General features: G+C 34.6%; 17 protein-coding genes. 4 read left to right on the top strand and 13 right to left on the bottom strand.

From position 1 onward, the window contains the following. Positions 1-302 precede the first annotated feature (302 nt). From DFQ08_RS15580 to DFQ08_RS15625, 10 genes are all read right to left on the bottom strand, one after another. Positions 303-758: a hypothetical protein gene (locus DFQ08_RS15580; RefSeq protein WP_146035242.1), complete on the bottom strand. Its 456-nt coding sequence runs from the start codon at positions 756-758 to the stop codon at positions 303-305. A 140-nt stretch (positions 759-898) separates the two neighbouring features. Next, positions 899-1414, bottom strand: a complete 516-nt coding sequence (locus DFQ08_RS15585) for a hypothetical protein (RefSeq protein ID WP_114310977.1) — start codon at positions 1412-1414, stop codon at positions 899-901. A gap of 3 nt (positions 1415-1417) precedes the next feature. Next, positions 1418-2329, bottom strand: coding sequence for a helix-turn-helix domain-containing protein (locus DFQ08_RS15590; protein ID WP_114310978.1), 912 nt, complete (start codon positions 2327-2329; stop codon positions 1418-1420). A gap of 9 nt (positions 2330-2338) precedes the next feature. After that, the gene (locus DFQ08_RS15595; RefSeq protein ID WP_114310979.1) at positions 2339-3289 is read right to left on the bottom strand and encodes an SDR family oxidoreductase; all 951 of its coding nucleotides are present in this window, start codon (positions 3287-3289) and stop codon (positions 2339-2341) included. 291 nt (positions 3290-3580) lie between these two features. Next, complete coding sequence (gene xerA, locus DFQ08_RS15600; protein ID WP_245935455.1) at positions 3581-4783, bottom strand: site-specific tyrosine recombinase/integron integrase; 1203 nt, start codon at positions 4781-4783, stop codon at positions 3581-3583. 291 nt (positions 4784-5074) lie between these two features. Further along, positions 5075-5821, bottom strand: a complete 747-nt coding sequence (locus DFQ08_RS15605) for a YebC/PmpR family DNA-binding transcriptional regulator (RefSeq protein WP_114310980.1) — start codon at positions 5819-5821, stop codon at positions 5075-5077. 318 nt (positions 5822-6139) lie between these two features. Next, on the bottom strand, positions 6140-6427 hold the full coding sequence (locus DFQ08_RS15610; RefSeq protein ID WP_114310981.1) for a 4a-hydroxytetrahydrobiopterin dehydratase: 288 nt from the start codon (positions 6425-6427) through the stop codon (positions 6140-6142). A 172-nt stretch (positions 6428-6599) separates the two neighbouring features. Further along, a complete protein-coding gene (locus DFQ08_RS15615; protein ID WP_114310982.1) occupies positions 6600-7439 on the bottom strand; it encodes a sugar nucleotide-binding protein in 840 nt (279 codons plus the stop codon). A gap of 26 nt (positions 7440-7465) precedes the next feature. Then, positions 7466-8548, bottom strand: coding sequence for a glycine cleavage system aminomethyltransferase GcvT (gcvT, locus tag DFQ08_RS15620; protein WP_114310983.1), 1083 nt, complete (start codon positions 8546-8548; stop codon positions 7466-7468). A gap of 199 nt (positions 8549-8747) precedes the next feature. Continuing rightward, a complete protein-coding gene (locus DFQ08_RS15625) occupies positions 8748-9260 on the bottom strand; it encodes a YetF domain-containing protein (RefSeq protein WP_114310984.1) in 513 nt (170 codons plus the stop codon). A 213-nt stretch (positions 9261-9473) separates the two neighbouring features. Between DFQ08_RS15625 and DFQ08_RS15630 the strand changes: the two genes are divergently transcribed. Beyond that, positions 9474-9791, top strand: a complete 318-nt coding sequence (locus DFQ08_RS15630; protein WP_181858423.1) for a four-helix bundle copper-binding protein — start codon at positions 9474-9476, stop codon at positions 9789-9791. A 29-nt stretch (positions 9792-9820) separates the two neighbouring features. After that, the gene (locus DFQ08_RS15635) at positions 9821-11347 is read left to right on the top strand and encodes a GH3 family domain-containing protein (protein ID WP_114310986.1); all 1527 of its coding nucleotides are present in this window, start codon (positions 9821-9823) and stop codon (positions 11345-11347) included. Positions 11348-11492: 145 nt separating this feature from the next. Here the strand turns inward: DFQ08_RS15635 and DFQ08_RS15640 are convergent, their stop codons facing one another. Then, the gene (locus DFQ08_RS15640; protein ID WP_114310987.1) at positions 11493-12092 is read right to left on the bottom strand and encodes a hypothetical protein; all 600 of its coding nucleotides are present in this window, start codon (positions 12090-12092) and stop codon (positions 11493-11495) included. A gap of 185 nt (positions 12093-12277) precedes the next feature. Between DFQ08_RS15640 and DFQ08_RS15645 the strand changes: the two genes are divergently transcribed. Then, positions 12278-13540: a putative DNA modification/repair radical SAM protein gene (locus tag DFQ08_RS15645; RefSeq protein WP_114310988.1), complete on the top strand. Its 1263-nt coding sequence runs from the start codon at positions 12278-12280 to the stop codon at positions 13538-13540. Positions 13541-13543: 3 nt separating this feature from the next. Further along, positions 13544-14314 carry a TIGR03915 family putative DNA repair protein gene (locus DFQ08_RS15650; protein ID WP_114310989.1) on the top strand — a complete coding sequence of 257 codons (771 nt, stop codon included), beginning with the start codon at positions 13544-13546 and terminating at the stop codon, positions 14312-14314. Here DFQ08_RS15650 and DFQ08_RS15655 read toward each other — a convergent pair. Continuing rightward, the gene (locus DFQ08_RS15655) at positions 14307-15074 is read right to left on the bottom strand and encodes an FAD/NAD(P)-binding protein (protein ID WP_114310990.1); all 768 of its coding nucleotides are present in this window, start codon (positions 15072-15074) and stop codon (positions 14307-14309) included. The genes DFQ08_RS15650 and DFQ08_RS15655 overlap by 8 nt on opposite strands. Positions 15075-15129: 55 nt before the next feature. Next, on the bottom strand, positions 15130-15630 hold a 501-nt coding region (locus tag DFQ08_RS15660), incomplete at its 5' end, for a DDE-type integrase/transposase/recombinase (protein WP_114310991.1).

The following is a 15630-nucleotide window of genomic DNA, read 5'->3' on the forward strand; positions in this document are numbered from 1 at the left end:
TTTCGGGACAGCACGAGATATTTGCAGAAAACGCAACGACCTTTGTGCGTTTAGTTCTCCAAGAAAAAGTTTTTTGAGCTAAAAGTTAATAGATAAAAAACTAAATTTCGGACAGCATTTCAAATTGTAAATACTAACGAAAAAACACTCGGCACGTATTGTTGCTAACGGTCTCGTATAACCGTCAGTTACGGGATTAAAGTTAATGATTTTCGGTTAAGAACTGATGTTAGCAATTCCGAGTGGATTCGGACGTAGTCGAATCCGCCGTAATTGCGGTTATACATTGTTAGCAAACGTTTTTATTTTTTTATCAGTTTCAATTTTCTGGTTGTATATAATTCATTGATATTGAGTTCAAAAAAATCATCTATATTGTAATTATAAATAGGAACTAATTTTGTTCTTTTAATTTTGTACATAAAATGGGAATTAAACTCATTCCAAGTTTTATTTGCTTTACCTAGTTTTCTGTATTTTATTTTTAGATTCAGAGTGTCATTTTGAATTTTCCAACTTCCTTTAAATTCCGAGTATATTATTTGGTGGAATTCATAAGCATATGTTCGATTAAATGCTCCGTTATTATATAAAACTAAACTATCCAATTCTATTTCGTTCCATTTTAGTTTATTAGGTTTTCTTGTTTCTTTTTTGAACATATATTCAGAAAGAACTTCCTTTTCAGAACTTATTTCTTGACCAATTAGGTTATTAGTCAAAATCCCAAATACTAATATGATGAATGTTTTTTTCAAATGTTTGCTAACGGTCTCGTGTATGGGTAGTAGCGGATTTTAAGCGACTACTTTTCGGATTGAAATATACTTAAGTTAAATGGAAAACAGTTCGAGTTAGTACTCAAACCGCTATTGCTTATACACATTGTTGTGTGTAGTTATTTTTTAATTCCATTTTCAATATCCACTAATTTCAATTCTTTGTGGTAGTTTTCTATTCTTGAATGAGCAGTTCCGTCTACTAATAAAATGACTATTAGCATTGCAATAGTTGTAATACTAATTGCTCTCCAAGTTGGTGTATTTACAAACAGAATTAATAATGCTGCTATGATAATTAAAATTGGAATTACTTTAAATACAACTGAATATTCCTTTAAAGTGCTTTCTGAACGTTCAATTTCTGATTGGTAAAAAGATGATGCATCAGTATTAAAATCGTTTTCAAATTGTTTAACTCTTTGAATGTTTGTGTAGTTAAGACCGCTACCAATTATCAAAAGTAATATGCCTGCCACTAAAGTTGGAATGATATAAGCCTTTGCTAAATCTGTTTTTCCTAATTGCCAAAAACCAACACTTGCGATTAAAAAGCCAATCGCAAATAAGATGAAAAAACGTGTTGAAAACACTTCGGTTTTTGCCCATTCTGTGGCTATTTTTAATAGTTCCATCGTTTAATTCAGTTTATATTTTTCTCTGTATTCAGTTGGACTTATTCCTTCTTTCTTTTTGAATAGTCTCGAAAAATAAGGTGGATATTCAAACCCTAATTCGTAAGCCACTTCAGAAATACTTTTATTGGGTTGTAATAGTATATTTTTAGCCTCATCTATTAAATGTAAGTGTAAATGTTCAGTTGTAGTTTTACCTGTTTCTTTTTTTAAAGTATCACTTAAATAACGTTGCGAAACCGACATCGTATCTGCGATTTGTTCTATACTTGGAATACCTTTTTCTTGCAATTGTCCAGATTCAAAATATTCCGTTAAATGCTGATTGAATTGCTCTAACAAATTATTTGATATTTCTTTTCGATTTAAAAACTGCCTTTCATAGAAACGATTGGCATATTTTAGTAAAGTGTCCAATTGCGAAATAATTATTTCTTTACTAAAAGCATCTTGGTTATTTTGATACTCGATTTCAATATTTTCTACAATAGATTCTAACTGTTTTTCTTCTTTTGGCGAAAGGTGTAAAGCTTCATTTACGGAATATGAAAAGAAACCGTATTTTTTAATTTGTTGAGCCAATTCCGTTCCTTTCAAAAAATCTTCGTGGAAGTTTATTGAAAATCCTTTTTTTTCAAATACTACGCTATTATCCCATTGTAATACTTGTCTTGGGGAAATAAAAATTAAAGCTCCATTGGTGAAATCATACTTTGTTCGGCCATAGTTTAAATTACCTTCTGCATATTTTTTAAAACTTATGGAATAGCAATCATTTGTAATTGGTGGCGAACTTTCTCTTGGACAAGGCAAATAACCATCACCTTTTGAGTTGAATACGCTCAACATTGGATGCTCTGGTCTTGGTAGTCCCAAATAGTCTAAATATGATGATAATGTTTTAAAATGTTGCATAATACAAATTTAGATATTCCATTTTATACCTGTCTCTTTTTCTGAAATTTCCCATAGTCGTTTAGCTACTGTTTTATCTTTAGCGTGTGGTTCTATTTTGTGTGCTCCAACTGGTCCAACCCAATTGCTTCTTCCTGTTGGTCCATAAAAACTGCTTTGGTCTAAATTTGGTTCTGTTGCACACATTAATTGTGGATAAGCACCTTTTTCAGCCGACTGTGTTAATGGGGATAATTTCATCAGATTAAATATGAATTTCATCAAAAAACTACCGCTTGTATTTATCAAGTTGGTTCTCGAAGAACCAGGATGGCACGCATAGGCTTTAACATCTGTTCTTCCTGCTTCTTTCAATCTATCTTGTAATTCGTACATTGACATTATTTGTGCAAGTTTACTTTGGCTGTAAGCATTATTAGCTGTGTAGTCTTTATTCCAATTTAAGTCATCAAATTTTATCGTTTTGATGCCCATATCATAACCCATACTTCCAACTGATACAATTCGACCTTTGGATTTTTCTATAAGTGGGAATAATTGTGCTTGTAATGTCCAATTTCCATAGTAGTTTGTTCCCATTTGACTTTCCCAACCATCTACAGTAAGAGTTTGTTTTGGCACTTGGGCAATTGCTGCATTACAAATAAGTGCATCGATTTGAGGAACTGTTTTTATAACTTCTTCTGCTGCTTTTTTTACTGAATCTTGTACAGCCAAATCCATTTTTATAGCTACAACATCTATATGATTTCCAAGTTCTTGGTTTAAAGTTTTAATGGTGTCTTCTGCTTTCTTTGGGTTTCTATTAAGCATTACAACTTTTGCTCCTTTTGATAGCAATATTTTCGCTGCTTCAAATCCTGTTCCGCTTGTAGTTCCTGTTATGACGTATGTTTTACCATTTAATTTTTCAATTCTGTCTGGTGTCCAACCTTTTTTACCAAATTGATTTGTATTCATTTTGTCTATTTTTTTTAAGATTAAAATTATAAGACAAAGGTCGGGTAGTAGTAGTCTTAATTCCTTATACGGATTTTCAAATGTTGGATACTTTTTGGTTTGAGTGGTAATTCTGACTAACGTAAAATTATATTTTTGATAATCAGCGATTTATATATGCTTGAATTTTTCATTCTTTCCTAAGTTTTAAATCTCAATTTACTCAATTTTTCGTTAGCATACGTACTGAGGAATTTTTGGTTTCTATGAGGGATTACACACAACGTGTTATATCATTACAATAATAATCATTTAATGGTTAAATTTTCGGGATAACAGTGGTTTTTTGTTATTATTATCTTTTTTTACTAAATTTCCAACCGTAACATCTAGTGGGCTTTTTATTTCCATTAAACTGTGTTGGGCCACATGAGTATAAATCATCGTTGTTTCAGGTTTGCTATGACCTAGTAAAATCTGAATATAACGTAAATCCACACCATTTTCTAACATATGAGTAGCAAAACTATGTCTTAAAGTATGTGGTGTAACTTGCTTTTTTATATTAGCTAATTCACAAGACTTTTTTAAAAAGCTACGCACTGAGCTGGCACTGTATGTACTGCCTTTTTGACCCTCAACAAAATGTATTTGTGGTCTGTACGTGTTAATATAATTACAGAGTAGAGGTTTTAATACTTCACTTAGCACAACGGTACGATCTTTTCTACCTTTACTTTGTTTTATAAATACTTGATTTCGGTCTAAATCTATATCACTCAAACGTAAATTTAATAATTCGCCTATTCTTAAACCACTAGAATAAATTAACCCTAAAATCGCACGGTGTTTTAGGTTTTTAGTAACTTGTAGTAAATCTATAATTTCTTCCTTTGATAATACTACGGGAAGATATTTACTTTTTTTTGGCCGTTGTATGTTTTCAGATTCAAATCCGTCAATATTGCAAAAGGCTGTAAAGTATTTAAGTGCACTTATGCATTGTCTGTGACTACTTATACTGTAGTTTTCATAAGCAATTACTTTTTCTAAGAATAGTTCTAATGTTCTACTATTCCATTCGTTTTTAGGCATATCCTTAGTAAAATCTATAAACCGAAGTATAAAATGTCCATAAGTAGAAATAGTGCTCTCACTTAAGCGCTTACCTTTTAAGTATCCAATACAATTTTTTAAAAGCAACCTTTTATTTGAGGATAAGCCTTTATAAATTTTTATTTGAGTACTTTTTAGTATTTTTTTTGGTTTTCTTTCAGGTTTAGCGATGGGGCGTTTTAATGCCGTATAATCAACGTAGTGACCTTTTTTTCTTAATAGATTAAAAATCCCTTGTCTATTTTTAGCATTATCTAGCACATAATAAACACTATGAGATTTAGACCATTTAACGCCATCATATCTCTCTATCTCTGATTTTATCTCATAATTATAAGCAAATCTTATTGCTATATTTTTGGTGTTGTTATGCACTAATGGTTGTAATCTAATAATCATAATAATTGCTTTATAAAGATAATTATGAGATTTAAAATCCACCATTTTAAACTCATAGTCACTGAAAATGAAGCAATTAAGTTAGTATAAAAAAATGACATAATAAAATTAAGAGCATTATCACATAATGGCTTCACTTTACTATATGCAAGCATATTTAAACAAAAACGAAACAAATTCATAAAAAAACAACCACCCTAAAATTAAGATGGTTGTTATGGTCAATGTATGTTACCTTAAGTAAACTAGCTATAATACAACTATAAATGATATGTTTTTGAAATGATAGCCTTACTCAGCACTTTCTTCCATAGTATGGTAAACGTTTTGCACGTCGTCATCCTCTTCAAGCTTTTCTAATAATTTCTCTACATCTTCAGCCTGCTCTGGCGTTACCTTTTTAGTCACTTGGGGAATACGCTCAAAACCTGAAGAAATAATCTCAATATCATTCTCTTCTAAATAAGCCTGAATTTTCCCAAAACTCTCAAAAGGGGCGTAAACCATAACACTCGTATGCTCTTCACCATTTTCATCAACATCGGTATCTTCAAAAATCTCATCAACACCAGAGTCTATAAGTTCCAGTTCTAATTCTTCTAAATCTAAATCATCACCTTTAATCTTAAAATTACAAGTGTGATCAAACATAAACACTACCGAACCAGAAGTTCCTAAACTTCCATCAGTTTTATTAAAATAAGAACGTACATTGGCTACTGTTCTTGTGTTATTATCCGTAGCCGTTTCAATTAAAACGGCAATACCGTGCTGGGCATAACCTTCAAAAAGTACTTCTTTATAATCGCCCTGACTTTTATCTGAGGCACGCTTAATAGCACGTTCTACATTGTCTTTAGGCATATTTACTGCCTTAGCATTTTGTATCACCGCTCTTAAACGCGAATTACTATCAGGATCCGGACCACCTTCTTTTACCGCCATTACAATGTCTTTACCAATACGTGTAAAGGCTTTGCTCATAGCAGACCAACGTTTCATTTTCCTTGCTTTTCTAAACTCGAAAGCTCTTCCCATTTTATAATTTATTTTAAGTTCCTATACCAATAGGCCCTTGTTAGATATCCTATTTTTACTCTAGCGCCATAACTTGACTCCACAGTGCTATTATGGGCCATAAATTTCAGCATAACAAATCTAAGAAAATATTGAAATTGTTTCAACACCAAGGGCATTAAAAACTAAAAAATATCCCCTTTACCACATAGCGCTCTAAAATCTACGCCAATTTTTATAATCCTTTAAACTTAGAACGTCTACTTTTTACTGCTGCCGTATTAAAACCTTTATCAAAATGACTACAGCAGAAAGACAAATCTATGGCACGCTTTCTAGTTAATCTTCAACCTCTACAATCGCTTCAATGGCTTCCGCTAATTTAAAGTCCTTTAATGTAACGCCGCCTGCGTCATGCGTAGATAAGCTTATTTTTAAAATATTATAAGTGTTACTCCAATTAGGGTGGTGATTTTGAGCTTCACATTCAAAAGCAATTCGACTCATGGCACTAAAACAATCCTTAAAATTGTCAAATTCAAATTCTGCATGAAGCGCATCTTCATAAAAATCCCAATCAGGAAGATGAAGTAAGTTCTTTTCTATCGTTATAGCATCTAATTTCATAATAAATCTATTTTTTTTTAAATGTAATAAAAATTCTATTCGGCAACGTTAAAACCGCAGGGTTTCATCATATTTTCATCTTTAACCGGTATTAAAAACAGCTCGTTTCCTTTTAGTTTTACTTCGGAAGGGAATCGCTTTAAAATTCAGCCTAAACCTATACTAAAATCTACTATTTAAAGAGGTCTTCTAAAATATCTTGACTCGTAACTTGAAGATGTTTTGGAAGCTTGTTAAACTTAGGAAGCACGGCTAAATACCGATCTTCATTAGTGGTATATACCTGCTTAAGTCCAACTTTTTTCTTAAATAACCGCTGAAGAAGCTCCTTGGTAAAATCGTCATGATGCACCAAATCTGTACTTCCCAAATGAAAAACACCGTATTTATTCCTGTTAATGATATAATGAACCTGTTGCGTTAAGGTTTTATCGTGCATGACATTCATTATAAGATTCGGAAAAATTTCTACAGCCTCTTTCTCAGCAATGGCACGTTTCATGTCTTCAATTCTAGGAGAAGAAATTCCAAAAATCATCGGTAATCGCAGTATGGCCACCTGTTCCTCTGGCAGTCTTAAAAATAAATTCTCAATTTTAATTTTAAAATGCCCGTAGATACTATGACTCAAAGTTTTATCCAGTTCATAACTCGGGTATTTACTATAGGCATCAAAAACATTTGCTGACGACAGAAAAATTATTTTAGTTCCAAAAGCATGAGCGTATTCTGCAATATGTTGATGGGCAATGGTCTGCGCACTAAAATTACCCCGAAGTGCCGAAATAATAAGTGTGGGTTTACAGACTTCTAAGATTTCAAATACATCATCTTCCTCTAAATTATAATGAAAAAAATGATAATTTATAGTATACGCTTTTAATGGCGTTCTATACGTGCCAAAAGTTTTAAAATACGGGCTCAACTCCTTATAAAGGGCGTGGCCAATGTAGCCACTTGCCCCAAGTATAAGTATGCGATGTTTTTGTGCTTCCGTATCTTTCTTCGTCATTAAACAACTTTAGTTCTAAGCAATAATTAACCTTTGTAAAAAGGCGGCTTTACAATCGTAGCAGGAATCGCTTTTTTACGCACCTGAATAAAGATATTAGATCCTACAGCCGCAAATGCTTTTGTAACATATCCCATTCCAATACCAATGCCTAAACTAGGACTCATCGTTCCTGAGGTCACCTTACCAATGGTTTCTCCTTCAGCATCTACAATAGCATAATCGTGACGTGGAATTCCACGTTCTTCCAATTTAAAGGCTACTAATTTACGCGCTACACCACGTTCTTTTTCAGCTTTAAGCGCTTCACTATTATTAAAATCTTTTGTAAACTTACAAACCCATCCTAAACCAGCTTCAATAGGAGAGGTGGTGTCGTCAATATCATTACCATATAAGCAATATCCCATTTCTAAACGTAGGGTATCTCTTGCTGCTAAACCAATTGGTTTAATACCGAAATCGGCTCCGGCTTCTAAAACGGCATCCCAAACTTGTTTTACTTCGGAATTTTTACAGTAAATTTCAAAACCACCACTTCCGGTGTAACCTGTAGCCGAAATAATAACATTTTCTATTCCTGCAAAATCACCAACTATAAAATTGTAAAATTTAATCGCTGATAAATCATGACTAGAAAGCGATTGCATAGCTTCTACCGCTTTAGGGCCTTGGATGGCTAATAAAGAATAGTCCTCACTTAAATCGCGCATTTCTGCACCGACATCGTTTTTAGAAGAAATCCAATTCCAATCTTTTTCGATATTACTGGCATTTACCACCAATAAATATGTTTCTTCTTTTAATTTATAGATAATTAAATCGTCTACAACACCATTATCATCATTAGGTAAACAGCTGTATTGTGCGTTTCCTATGGCTAATTTAGAAGCATCATTACTCGATACTTTTTGTATTAAGGCTAAGGCATTAGGACCTTCAATTAAAAACTCTCCCATATGAGACACATCAAATACACCAACGGCTTTCCTTACAGTTTCGTGTTCAATATTTACACCTTCATATTGTACGGGCATATTATAACCTGCAAAAGGCACCATTTTTGCACCAAGTGCTTCGTGAGTAGAGGATAAGGCTGTCGCTTTCATGTTTTGATTAGTTTTTAATTTTAGAAGCACAAAACTACATAATTTTTACGATTTTAATCCTAAATTAATAGCAATGAAATACGAACCCCATAACAAGTAATTCCTGAGACCTTAACAAAGCATAGCCTTTAACTTTGGGCAACTTCAAACTCCACTAAAAACGAGGATAATGACCAAGAATCAAAGTAAAACTCAAATCTTAACACTCTACAATCCATTGGTCTTTCACCTGTGGTTTAGAGGGCTGTATAATGGTAAGTTCTTTAGTGGCCTCATTGAACAACACCTTAACTTTGGAAGGTTCAAAAATATGAGCATCTCTTAAATGGGTTCTTACATCCGATTCTGTAAGTTTAGAACGCTTTAGATTGCGCTTTAAAAATTTCCCATGATGCATTAAAACTATGATCTTCTGACGCCCTTTGGCTCTTAAAGGTTTCCATTCGCGAGCCTTAACAACAAGCTTATGTAAACTATATACAATTCCTATAAGGATAAGAGAATATTGAAGCCAAAGCACCTGAGGAACCACTGCAATAGCGATGATAAGACTTAAAATCATGGTTACCATAAAGCTAAAACTAATTTGTTCTGCCGGTTTAGACTGTCCCCCCAAACGCGCTAACATTATTAAGGTGACGTACATACCAATAGTGCTGAGCACAATAACAAAAACATCATTCTCAAAACTTGTATCCCAAAGATCAATCATAGTCTGCTTTTTTTTTGAAGCCAAAGATCTTAACCCACTACCGATACCCTTAACTCATTTACCGTTTTGATTGCTTGATTAGAGAATAATTTTAAACAATTCAAAATGCACCACCACCAATGCAAATGCGTTAATCCTTTTACCAATCGGAACAGTGTTTTTTATCATATATATAGACCTTTATGCTCATTAATTCTAAAAACTTTTAAAATTATGAATAGCATGTATCAACCTCTTATAGAAACCCTTCAAACCTGTATTATAGATTGTAGAGTCTGTAGTATAGAAATGGCCGGAAAGGAAAGTAAAAACGACTGTCCAAAGTGTTGTATAGAGTGTGTAGACGCTTGTGAAGCACTCCTAAAAATGATCACCTCAGACAGTGCTTATATACAACAGTATGCTTTATTATGTGCTGAAATTTGCGAATACTGCGCCGATCATTGCGAAGAACATACACACGATCATTGTAAAGCCTGCGCCAAAGCTTGTAGAGCTTGTGCGGAAGCTTGTGAAAAAATTTCTGCATAACCACAACCGCTAACATTTAAAACTTTACCATGGCCATTTTAGGAAACCTTATTAAAGGAGTAATTGAATTAAAAGACACCTTCTCGTCAGAGATTGTGCATAAAGATGCTCAAGAAAGCGTATTGAAATTATTACTTGAAACCGCAAAAAATACGCAGTTCGGAAAACATTATGATTTTGAAAGCCTCTTAGAGCGCTCTAATCTACAGGCAAGCTTTGCCCAGACCGTGCCTTATTTCGATTATAATAAAATTAATGCTGAATGGTGGTATAAATATCATGAAAATGAATCTGACGTCACTTGGCCAGGACACCCATCTTATTTTGCCTTAAGCTCCGGAACCACCGGAAAAACGAGTAAACGTATTCCGGTTACAGATGCTATGATTGAAGCTATACGTAAAGCTGGAATTAAACAGGTTTTCGCTTTAAAAAACTTTGACCTTCCTGCTGATTTTTTTGAAAAAGAAATTATGATGCTAGGAAGTTCTACAGATTTAGATGAAAACAATAATCACCTTGAAGGCGAAATTAGTGGTATCAGTGCCAGTCAGATTCCCTCATGGTTCCGTGGCTATTACAAACCTGGTGAAGAGATTTCACAAATTGAAGATTGGGACCAACGTGTGCAACGCATTGCTGAACGCGCCAAAGATTGGGACATCGGAGCTTTAAGTGGTATCCCATCGTGGATAGAGCTTATGCTACAAAAAGTCATAGATTACCACAAGCTTAATCATATCCATGAGATTTGGCCTAATCTCCAAGTGTATACCTCAGGTGGGGTAGCCTTTGCGCCATATGAAAAAAGTTTTAAAGCCTTACTCGGAAAACCCGTTACGGTGATTGATACTTACTTGGCTTCTGAAGGCTATTTAGCCACACAAGTAAGACCAGAAACGGATGCCATGCAACTCAATACCGATAATGGTATTTATTTTGAATTTGTTCCCTTTAAACCCGAATACATTGATGAGGACGGATCCCTTAAACCGGAAGCGCCAGCCTTAACCTTAGAGGAGGTAGAAACCGATCAAGATTATGTCTTGCTCATTAGTACGGTGAGCGGAGCTTGGCGTTACTTAATTGGTGATACTATTGAATTTACAAATGTTGAACGTGCTGAAATAAAAATTACAGGCCGAACAAAATTTTTCCTCAACACTGTGGGCTCACAATTATCAGTAAATAAAATGGATGCGGCGATGCGCGAACTTGAAACCCAGTTTAAAACCACGTTTCCAGAATATACCATTTGTGCCAAACGCGGTGACGATGGTGAGTTTTACCATTTCTGGTATTTAGGCTCCGATTTACAAAATCCACAAGAAGATGAAATTGCAGAGGCTTTAGACCAATCCTTAAAAGCAGCCAATAAAAACTATAAAGTAGCACGAAGCAAAGCTTTAAAAGGTGTGAAGGTTAAAGTGATTCCTGCGGAACGTTTTCACGATTGGAGTGAACGTAACAAGAAAAAAGGTGGACAAGTAAAAATGGAACGCGTGATGAACGATACTAAATTTTCGGAATGGGAAACTTTTATTAATGAGCATTAAAAGCTCCTCTATTTAAATAGCTTAAAGCTTACACAGAATAACAACAAAAAAACTTCAAGTTAAAACACATTAAAGAGACGCTTCTCTAATGCTTCATTTTAACTTGAAGTTATTTCAGTTATAATCACTAAGGACAGCGGTCAATTTATTCAGCAGCATTCCGAACCTCTATCAAATGCATAATTTCTTCAGGAGATAAGTAGAATTTCTTAATGCGCTCCTTATAAGAAGGCGTGATATCGGCGTGATTCAGAATAAAATCTTTTGTTTTTAGGATATAATCTTCCATACCATGATTTACAGCAAAGGCATCAGCAGCACGTTCAGCTTCAACAATATGTTTTTGCGAAAACACATATTTAAGACCAAACCAAACTAAATTCAACTTGTCTCGGTTTTGGTAATCCATAACGTGACCCAATTCGTGACCAATCCAACCAATAAAAATATCATCGGGGATATGTCGCGTTAAAAACTCCTTATCAGCAATCTTAAAGATCTCACTGATCAAAATAACGTAACGTCGGTTTTTACGACTTTTAAAAAAACTCCCAAAAGTAGGGCGCGCTTGCATCGTCGATTTCTTAATGTTTTTCTTAAATCGAAATTCAATAGCTGTATCCTCAAGTTCAGGGTAGTAGTCTAAAGCTTTATCGACGTTAGCGCGTATAGATTCGGGGATAATGTGCTGTGCACTCATAGATAATGAAGAGATTAAAATTAAAAGGGTTATGATATATTTCATAAGACTTCAATGTAACTATTATAGGCAAGCTTCGTTATTAGAATTACCACGAATATTATCTCATTTCATCCTCAAAAGCGTTTATAACGCCTATTTTAATATTACTACAAACACAAGCAATTAATAGCTTTTATATGTAGTACTTTTGAAATCGTATTCTAATTAAAACTATAGGAGGAAAATTTTTGTCTTTTCAACGGATTCAAGAAAAACTAAAAATACTCGCAGATGCTGCGAAGTATGATGTATCGTGTTCTTCAAGCGGAAGTAAACGTGCCAACACTAATAAAGGACTAGGAGATGCTACAGGTATGGGAATTTGTCATTCTTATACCGAAGATGGCCGCTGCGTATCCTTACTCAAAATTCTATTAACCAATCATTGTATTTTTGATTGCGCGTATTGTGTCACTCGGAAAAGTAACGATGTAAAACGCGCCGCTTTTAAGGTACAAGAGGTGGTCGATTTAACGATTAATTTTTACAGAAGAAATTATATTGAAGGGCTTTTTCTAAGTTCTGGAATCTTCAAAAGTGCCGATTATACCATGGAGCGCTTAGTCGCTGTGGCTAAAAAACTTCGGAAAGAAGAAAATTTCAATGGCTATATTCACTTAAAATCTATTCCCGGTGCTTCAGATGAATTAATGCGTGAAGCCGGACTCTATGCCGATCGGCTTAGTGTGAATATTGAAATACCCACCGAAGCCGGATTAAAAAAATTAGCACCCGATAAGAATAGAGCCGATTTTATAAAGCCTATGGTGAAGGTGAAAAATGAAATCATTCAGTATAAAGCGGAAAAGAAAATTATAAAAAGCACCCCAAAGTTTGCACCTGCAGGGCAGAGCACCCAAATGATTATTGGCGCTAGTGGTGAAAATGATTTTCAGATTATGCAAACGTCAAATTACTTTTATAACAACTACCAGTTAAAGCGAGTGTACTACTCGGGCTATGTACCTATTAGCTACGATGAGCGCTTGCCGCAAATTGGAAGTGCCGTACCTATGCTTCGTGAAAACAGACTCTACCAAACCGATTGGCTTATGCGATTTTATGGTTTTGATGTGAGCGAAATTCTCAATGAGCAGCATCAAAATTTAGATTTAGATGTAGATCCTAAATTAAGTTGGGCCTTACGAAATCTTCATGAATTCCCTGTGGATGTAAACTCAGCAGACCAACGTATGTTAGCTAGAATTCCCGGTTTAGGAATGAAATCCGTTTATAAGATTATCAATGCACGTCGTTATAGACGCTTAAATTGGGAACACCTTAAAAAAATAGGAGTCGCCTTAAATAGGGCACGTTATTTTATGGTTTGCGACAGTAATCTTTTTGAGAAGCGCGACTTAACACCAGAAAAAATAAAAGGTTTAATCCTTCAGAATTCAACAAGTAAATATCAGAACACCTTAAGCAATCAACTTAGTTTATTTGGGTAAAGGATGATGAAAAATTTAATTTACGATGGCACTTTCGATGGTTTTTTAACCGCTGTGTTTTGTGTCTTTGAGCAAGGCTTGTCCTCTGCAACGCTTCAAAATGAATTTGCTCAACAACCCGGCTTGTTTTCAGATAACGAAACTATTTATACTGATGAGACCAAAGCCAATAGGGTATGGAAAGGCTTAAAACTAAAATTGAGTCCGCAAGGCAGCTATCAATTATATGCCGCTTTCTTAAGTGAACAAGAAGGTGTAGAGGCCTTGTTGTTAGATTACATCCAATACACCTTTTCTCAAAATAAGCGTGTGGATAAGGATTACTCACATCCTTCCATCTTAAAAATAGCACAAATTGCAAAGTCCGTAGGGCGCGAAAAACACCGCATGGAAGCCTTTGTACGCTTTAGATTAACAAAAGATCAATTGTATTTTGCGACTATTGAGCCCGATTTTAATGTGCTGCCGCTGATTGAAAAGCATTTTAAACGGCGCTATGCCGATCAGAAATGGGTGATTTATGATCTGAAAAGAAAATATGGTCTGTTTTACAATTTAGATCGGGTAGAGGTGATTACTATGGACTTGCCTGAAAACTTTATCGCCACAAATACGGATGATAGTTTTTTTGCTGCTGAAGAATTTGAATTTCAGAAATTATGGCAAGATTATTTTAAAGCCACCAATATTGCCTCACGAAAAAACATGAAGCTCCACCTAAGGCATGTGCCTAAACGGTATTGGAAATATCTCAGCGAAAAACAACCTAATTAGAGCTGAGACGCTCCACTTGCGCTTTTGCCCAGGTTTCTATCCGGGGCCCGAAACATTCTAAAATAGCATCTACACCAATAACACTCCCTTTGGCCAATCGGCCTAAGACCGCAATAGCAAGATTGTCATCTTTATGAGGCGTTTTTACAAAACCCTCAGAAGTCGTTTCAATTCCTAATGCCGAATGAATAGGCTGAATGAGATCATCCTCAAGAAGGTTTTTAATCAAAGGCGTATCAACTTTTAAAAGTTGTGGAGCATCTAGAACACTATTAACCATAGCGGAACAGCTAATCGTCGTTTTAGCATTGTTTTCCAAATTCCAACCCTTTGGGGTGAGTATGATTTTTGGATTATTAACGTAGTCTAAACTTAACACATCAGCATCGACTAAAGCTAAAACCTGCTGCATACTCTCTATAGGAGGACCATAGGAATAACGCTTGCTACGTTCATCTAAAGCGATAACTTCTTTTATAATACCTTCATCTATCTTGGCATGCGAAAAAGCTTTGTACAAGGTCGGTTGGCAATGGCGCCAAACTTGGCCAATACAATAGTCTAATGACACCGAAGTATCTCCTAAAGCCATACCGATATAAGTTTTAATCTGCTGATAAACCTCTGTTTTATGGTCTAAAAGGAGGTGATGCCTATAGTTTTCATGCTTTAACCAATGAATTACTACGGACTCTAGTTCAGAATGGTGTATTATACTGAAATAGGTTGACTCTTTTTGGTTACTATTTAGATAGTTCAAAAGATTTTTTTTAGCCGTTTAGAAGGCAAAAAAATAGTTTGAACTAGGTCTGTTCTTAAATCGTTAGTTCAGGTAAATTTACGTTATTTTTTCGATAGGATTTGTATTTGATATTTGGATTTAAATGTACTTCATTTGGTTTTCTTAAGTTTAGGCTAAAATGTGTTCTAAGATTGTTGTAAATATAAACCGCTTGTTTGGTTATTTTTTGCGCAAGATCTGTGTCTTTAATGGTTTGTTTTAGCCCATATTCGTATTTAAGCGTTCTATTAATGCGTTCAGCGACAGCATTTTCATAGGGGTCGTATTGTTCAGTCATACTCATTATAATTCCATTATCTTCAGCAAATGTTGTGTAGTTAGGGTTGCAGTATTGGAACCCTCTGTCTGAATGATGTATGAGTTTTTGATTAGGATATTTTCTGTTTTTAATGGCCATTTCGAGCGCATCGCTACAAAGAGATGTTCTCATGTGGTTATCGAGTTTATAGCCCATTATTTGCTTAGAATAGGCGTCTGTTACAAGTGCTAAATAGTTGTGGCCATTTTCAGTTTT

Origin of the sequence: Winogradskyella arenosi, from assembly GCF_003337305.1 — a bacterium.
Taxonomy (GTDB): Bacteria; Bacteroidota; Bacteroidia; order Flavobacteriales; family Flavobacteriaceae; genus Winogradskyella; species Winogradskyella arenosi.

Excerpts from the sequence above, each read along its gene's own strand:
- DFQ08_RS15610 (WP_114310981.1), bottom strand. The coding sequence starts at position 6,427 with ATGAAATTAGATGCTATAACGATAGAAAAGAACTTACTTCATCTTCCT.
- DFQ08_RS15630 (WP_181858423.1), top strand. The coding sequence starts at position 9,474 with ATGAATAGCATGTATCAACCTCTTATAGAAACCCTTCAAACCTGTATT.
- DFQ08_RS15650 (WP_114310989.1), top strand. The coding sequence starts at position 13,544 with ATGATGAAAAATTTAATTTACGATGGCACTTTCGATGGTTTTTTAACC.
- DFQ08_RS15640 (WP_114310987.1), bottom strand. The coding sequence starts at position 12,092 with ATGAAATATATCATAACCCTTTTAATTTTAATCTCTTCATTATCTATG.
- DFQ08_RS15635 (WP_114310986.1), top strand. The coding sequence starts at position 9,821 with ATGGCCATTTTAGGAAACCTTATTAAAGGAGTAATTGAATTAAAAGAC.
- DFQ08_RS15605 (WP_114310980.1), bottom strand. The coding sequence starts at position 5,821 with ATGGGAAGAGCTTTCGAGTTTAGAAAAGCAAGGAAAATGAAACGTTGG.
- xerA (WP_245935455.1), bottom strand. The coding sequence starts at position 4,783 with ATGATTATTAGATTACAACCATTAGTGCATAACAACACCAAAAATATA.
- DFQ08_RS15595 (WP_114310979.1), bottom strand. The coding sequence starts at position 3,289 with ATGAATACAAATCAATTTGGTAAAAAAGGTTGGACACCAGACAGAATT.
- DFQ08_RS15625 (WP_114310984.1), bottom strand. The coding sequence starts at position 9,260 with ATGATTGATCTTTGGGATACAAGTTTTGAGAATGATGTTTTTGTTATT.
- DFQ08_RS15585 (WP_114310977.1), bottom strand. The coding sequence starts at position 1,414 with ATGGAACTATTAAAAATAGCCACAGAATGGGCAAAAACCGAAGTGTTT.
- DFQ08_RS15590 (WP_114310978.1), bottom strand. The coding sequence starts at position 2,329 with ATGCAACATTTTAAAACATTATCATCATATTTAGACTATTTGGGACTA.
- DFQ08_RS15615 (WP_114310982.1), bottom strand. The coding sequence starts at position 7,439 with ATGACGAAGAAAGATACGGAAGCACAAAAACATCGCATACTTATACTT.
- gcvT (WP_114310983.1), bottom strand. The coding sequence starts at position 8,548 with ATGAAAGCGACAGCCTTATCCTCTACTCACGAAGCACTTGGTGCAAAA.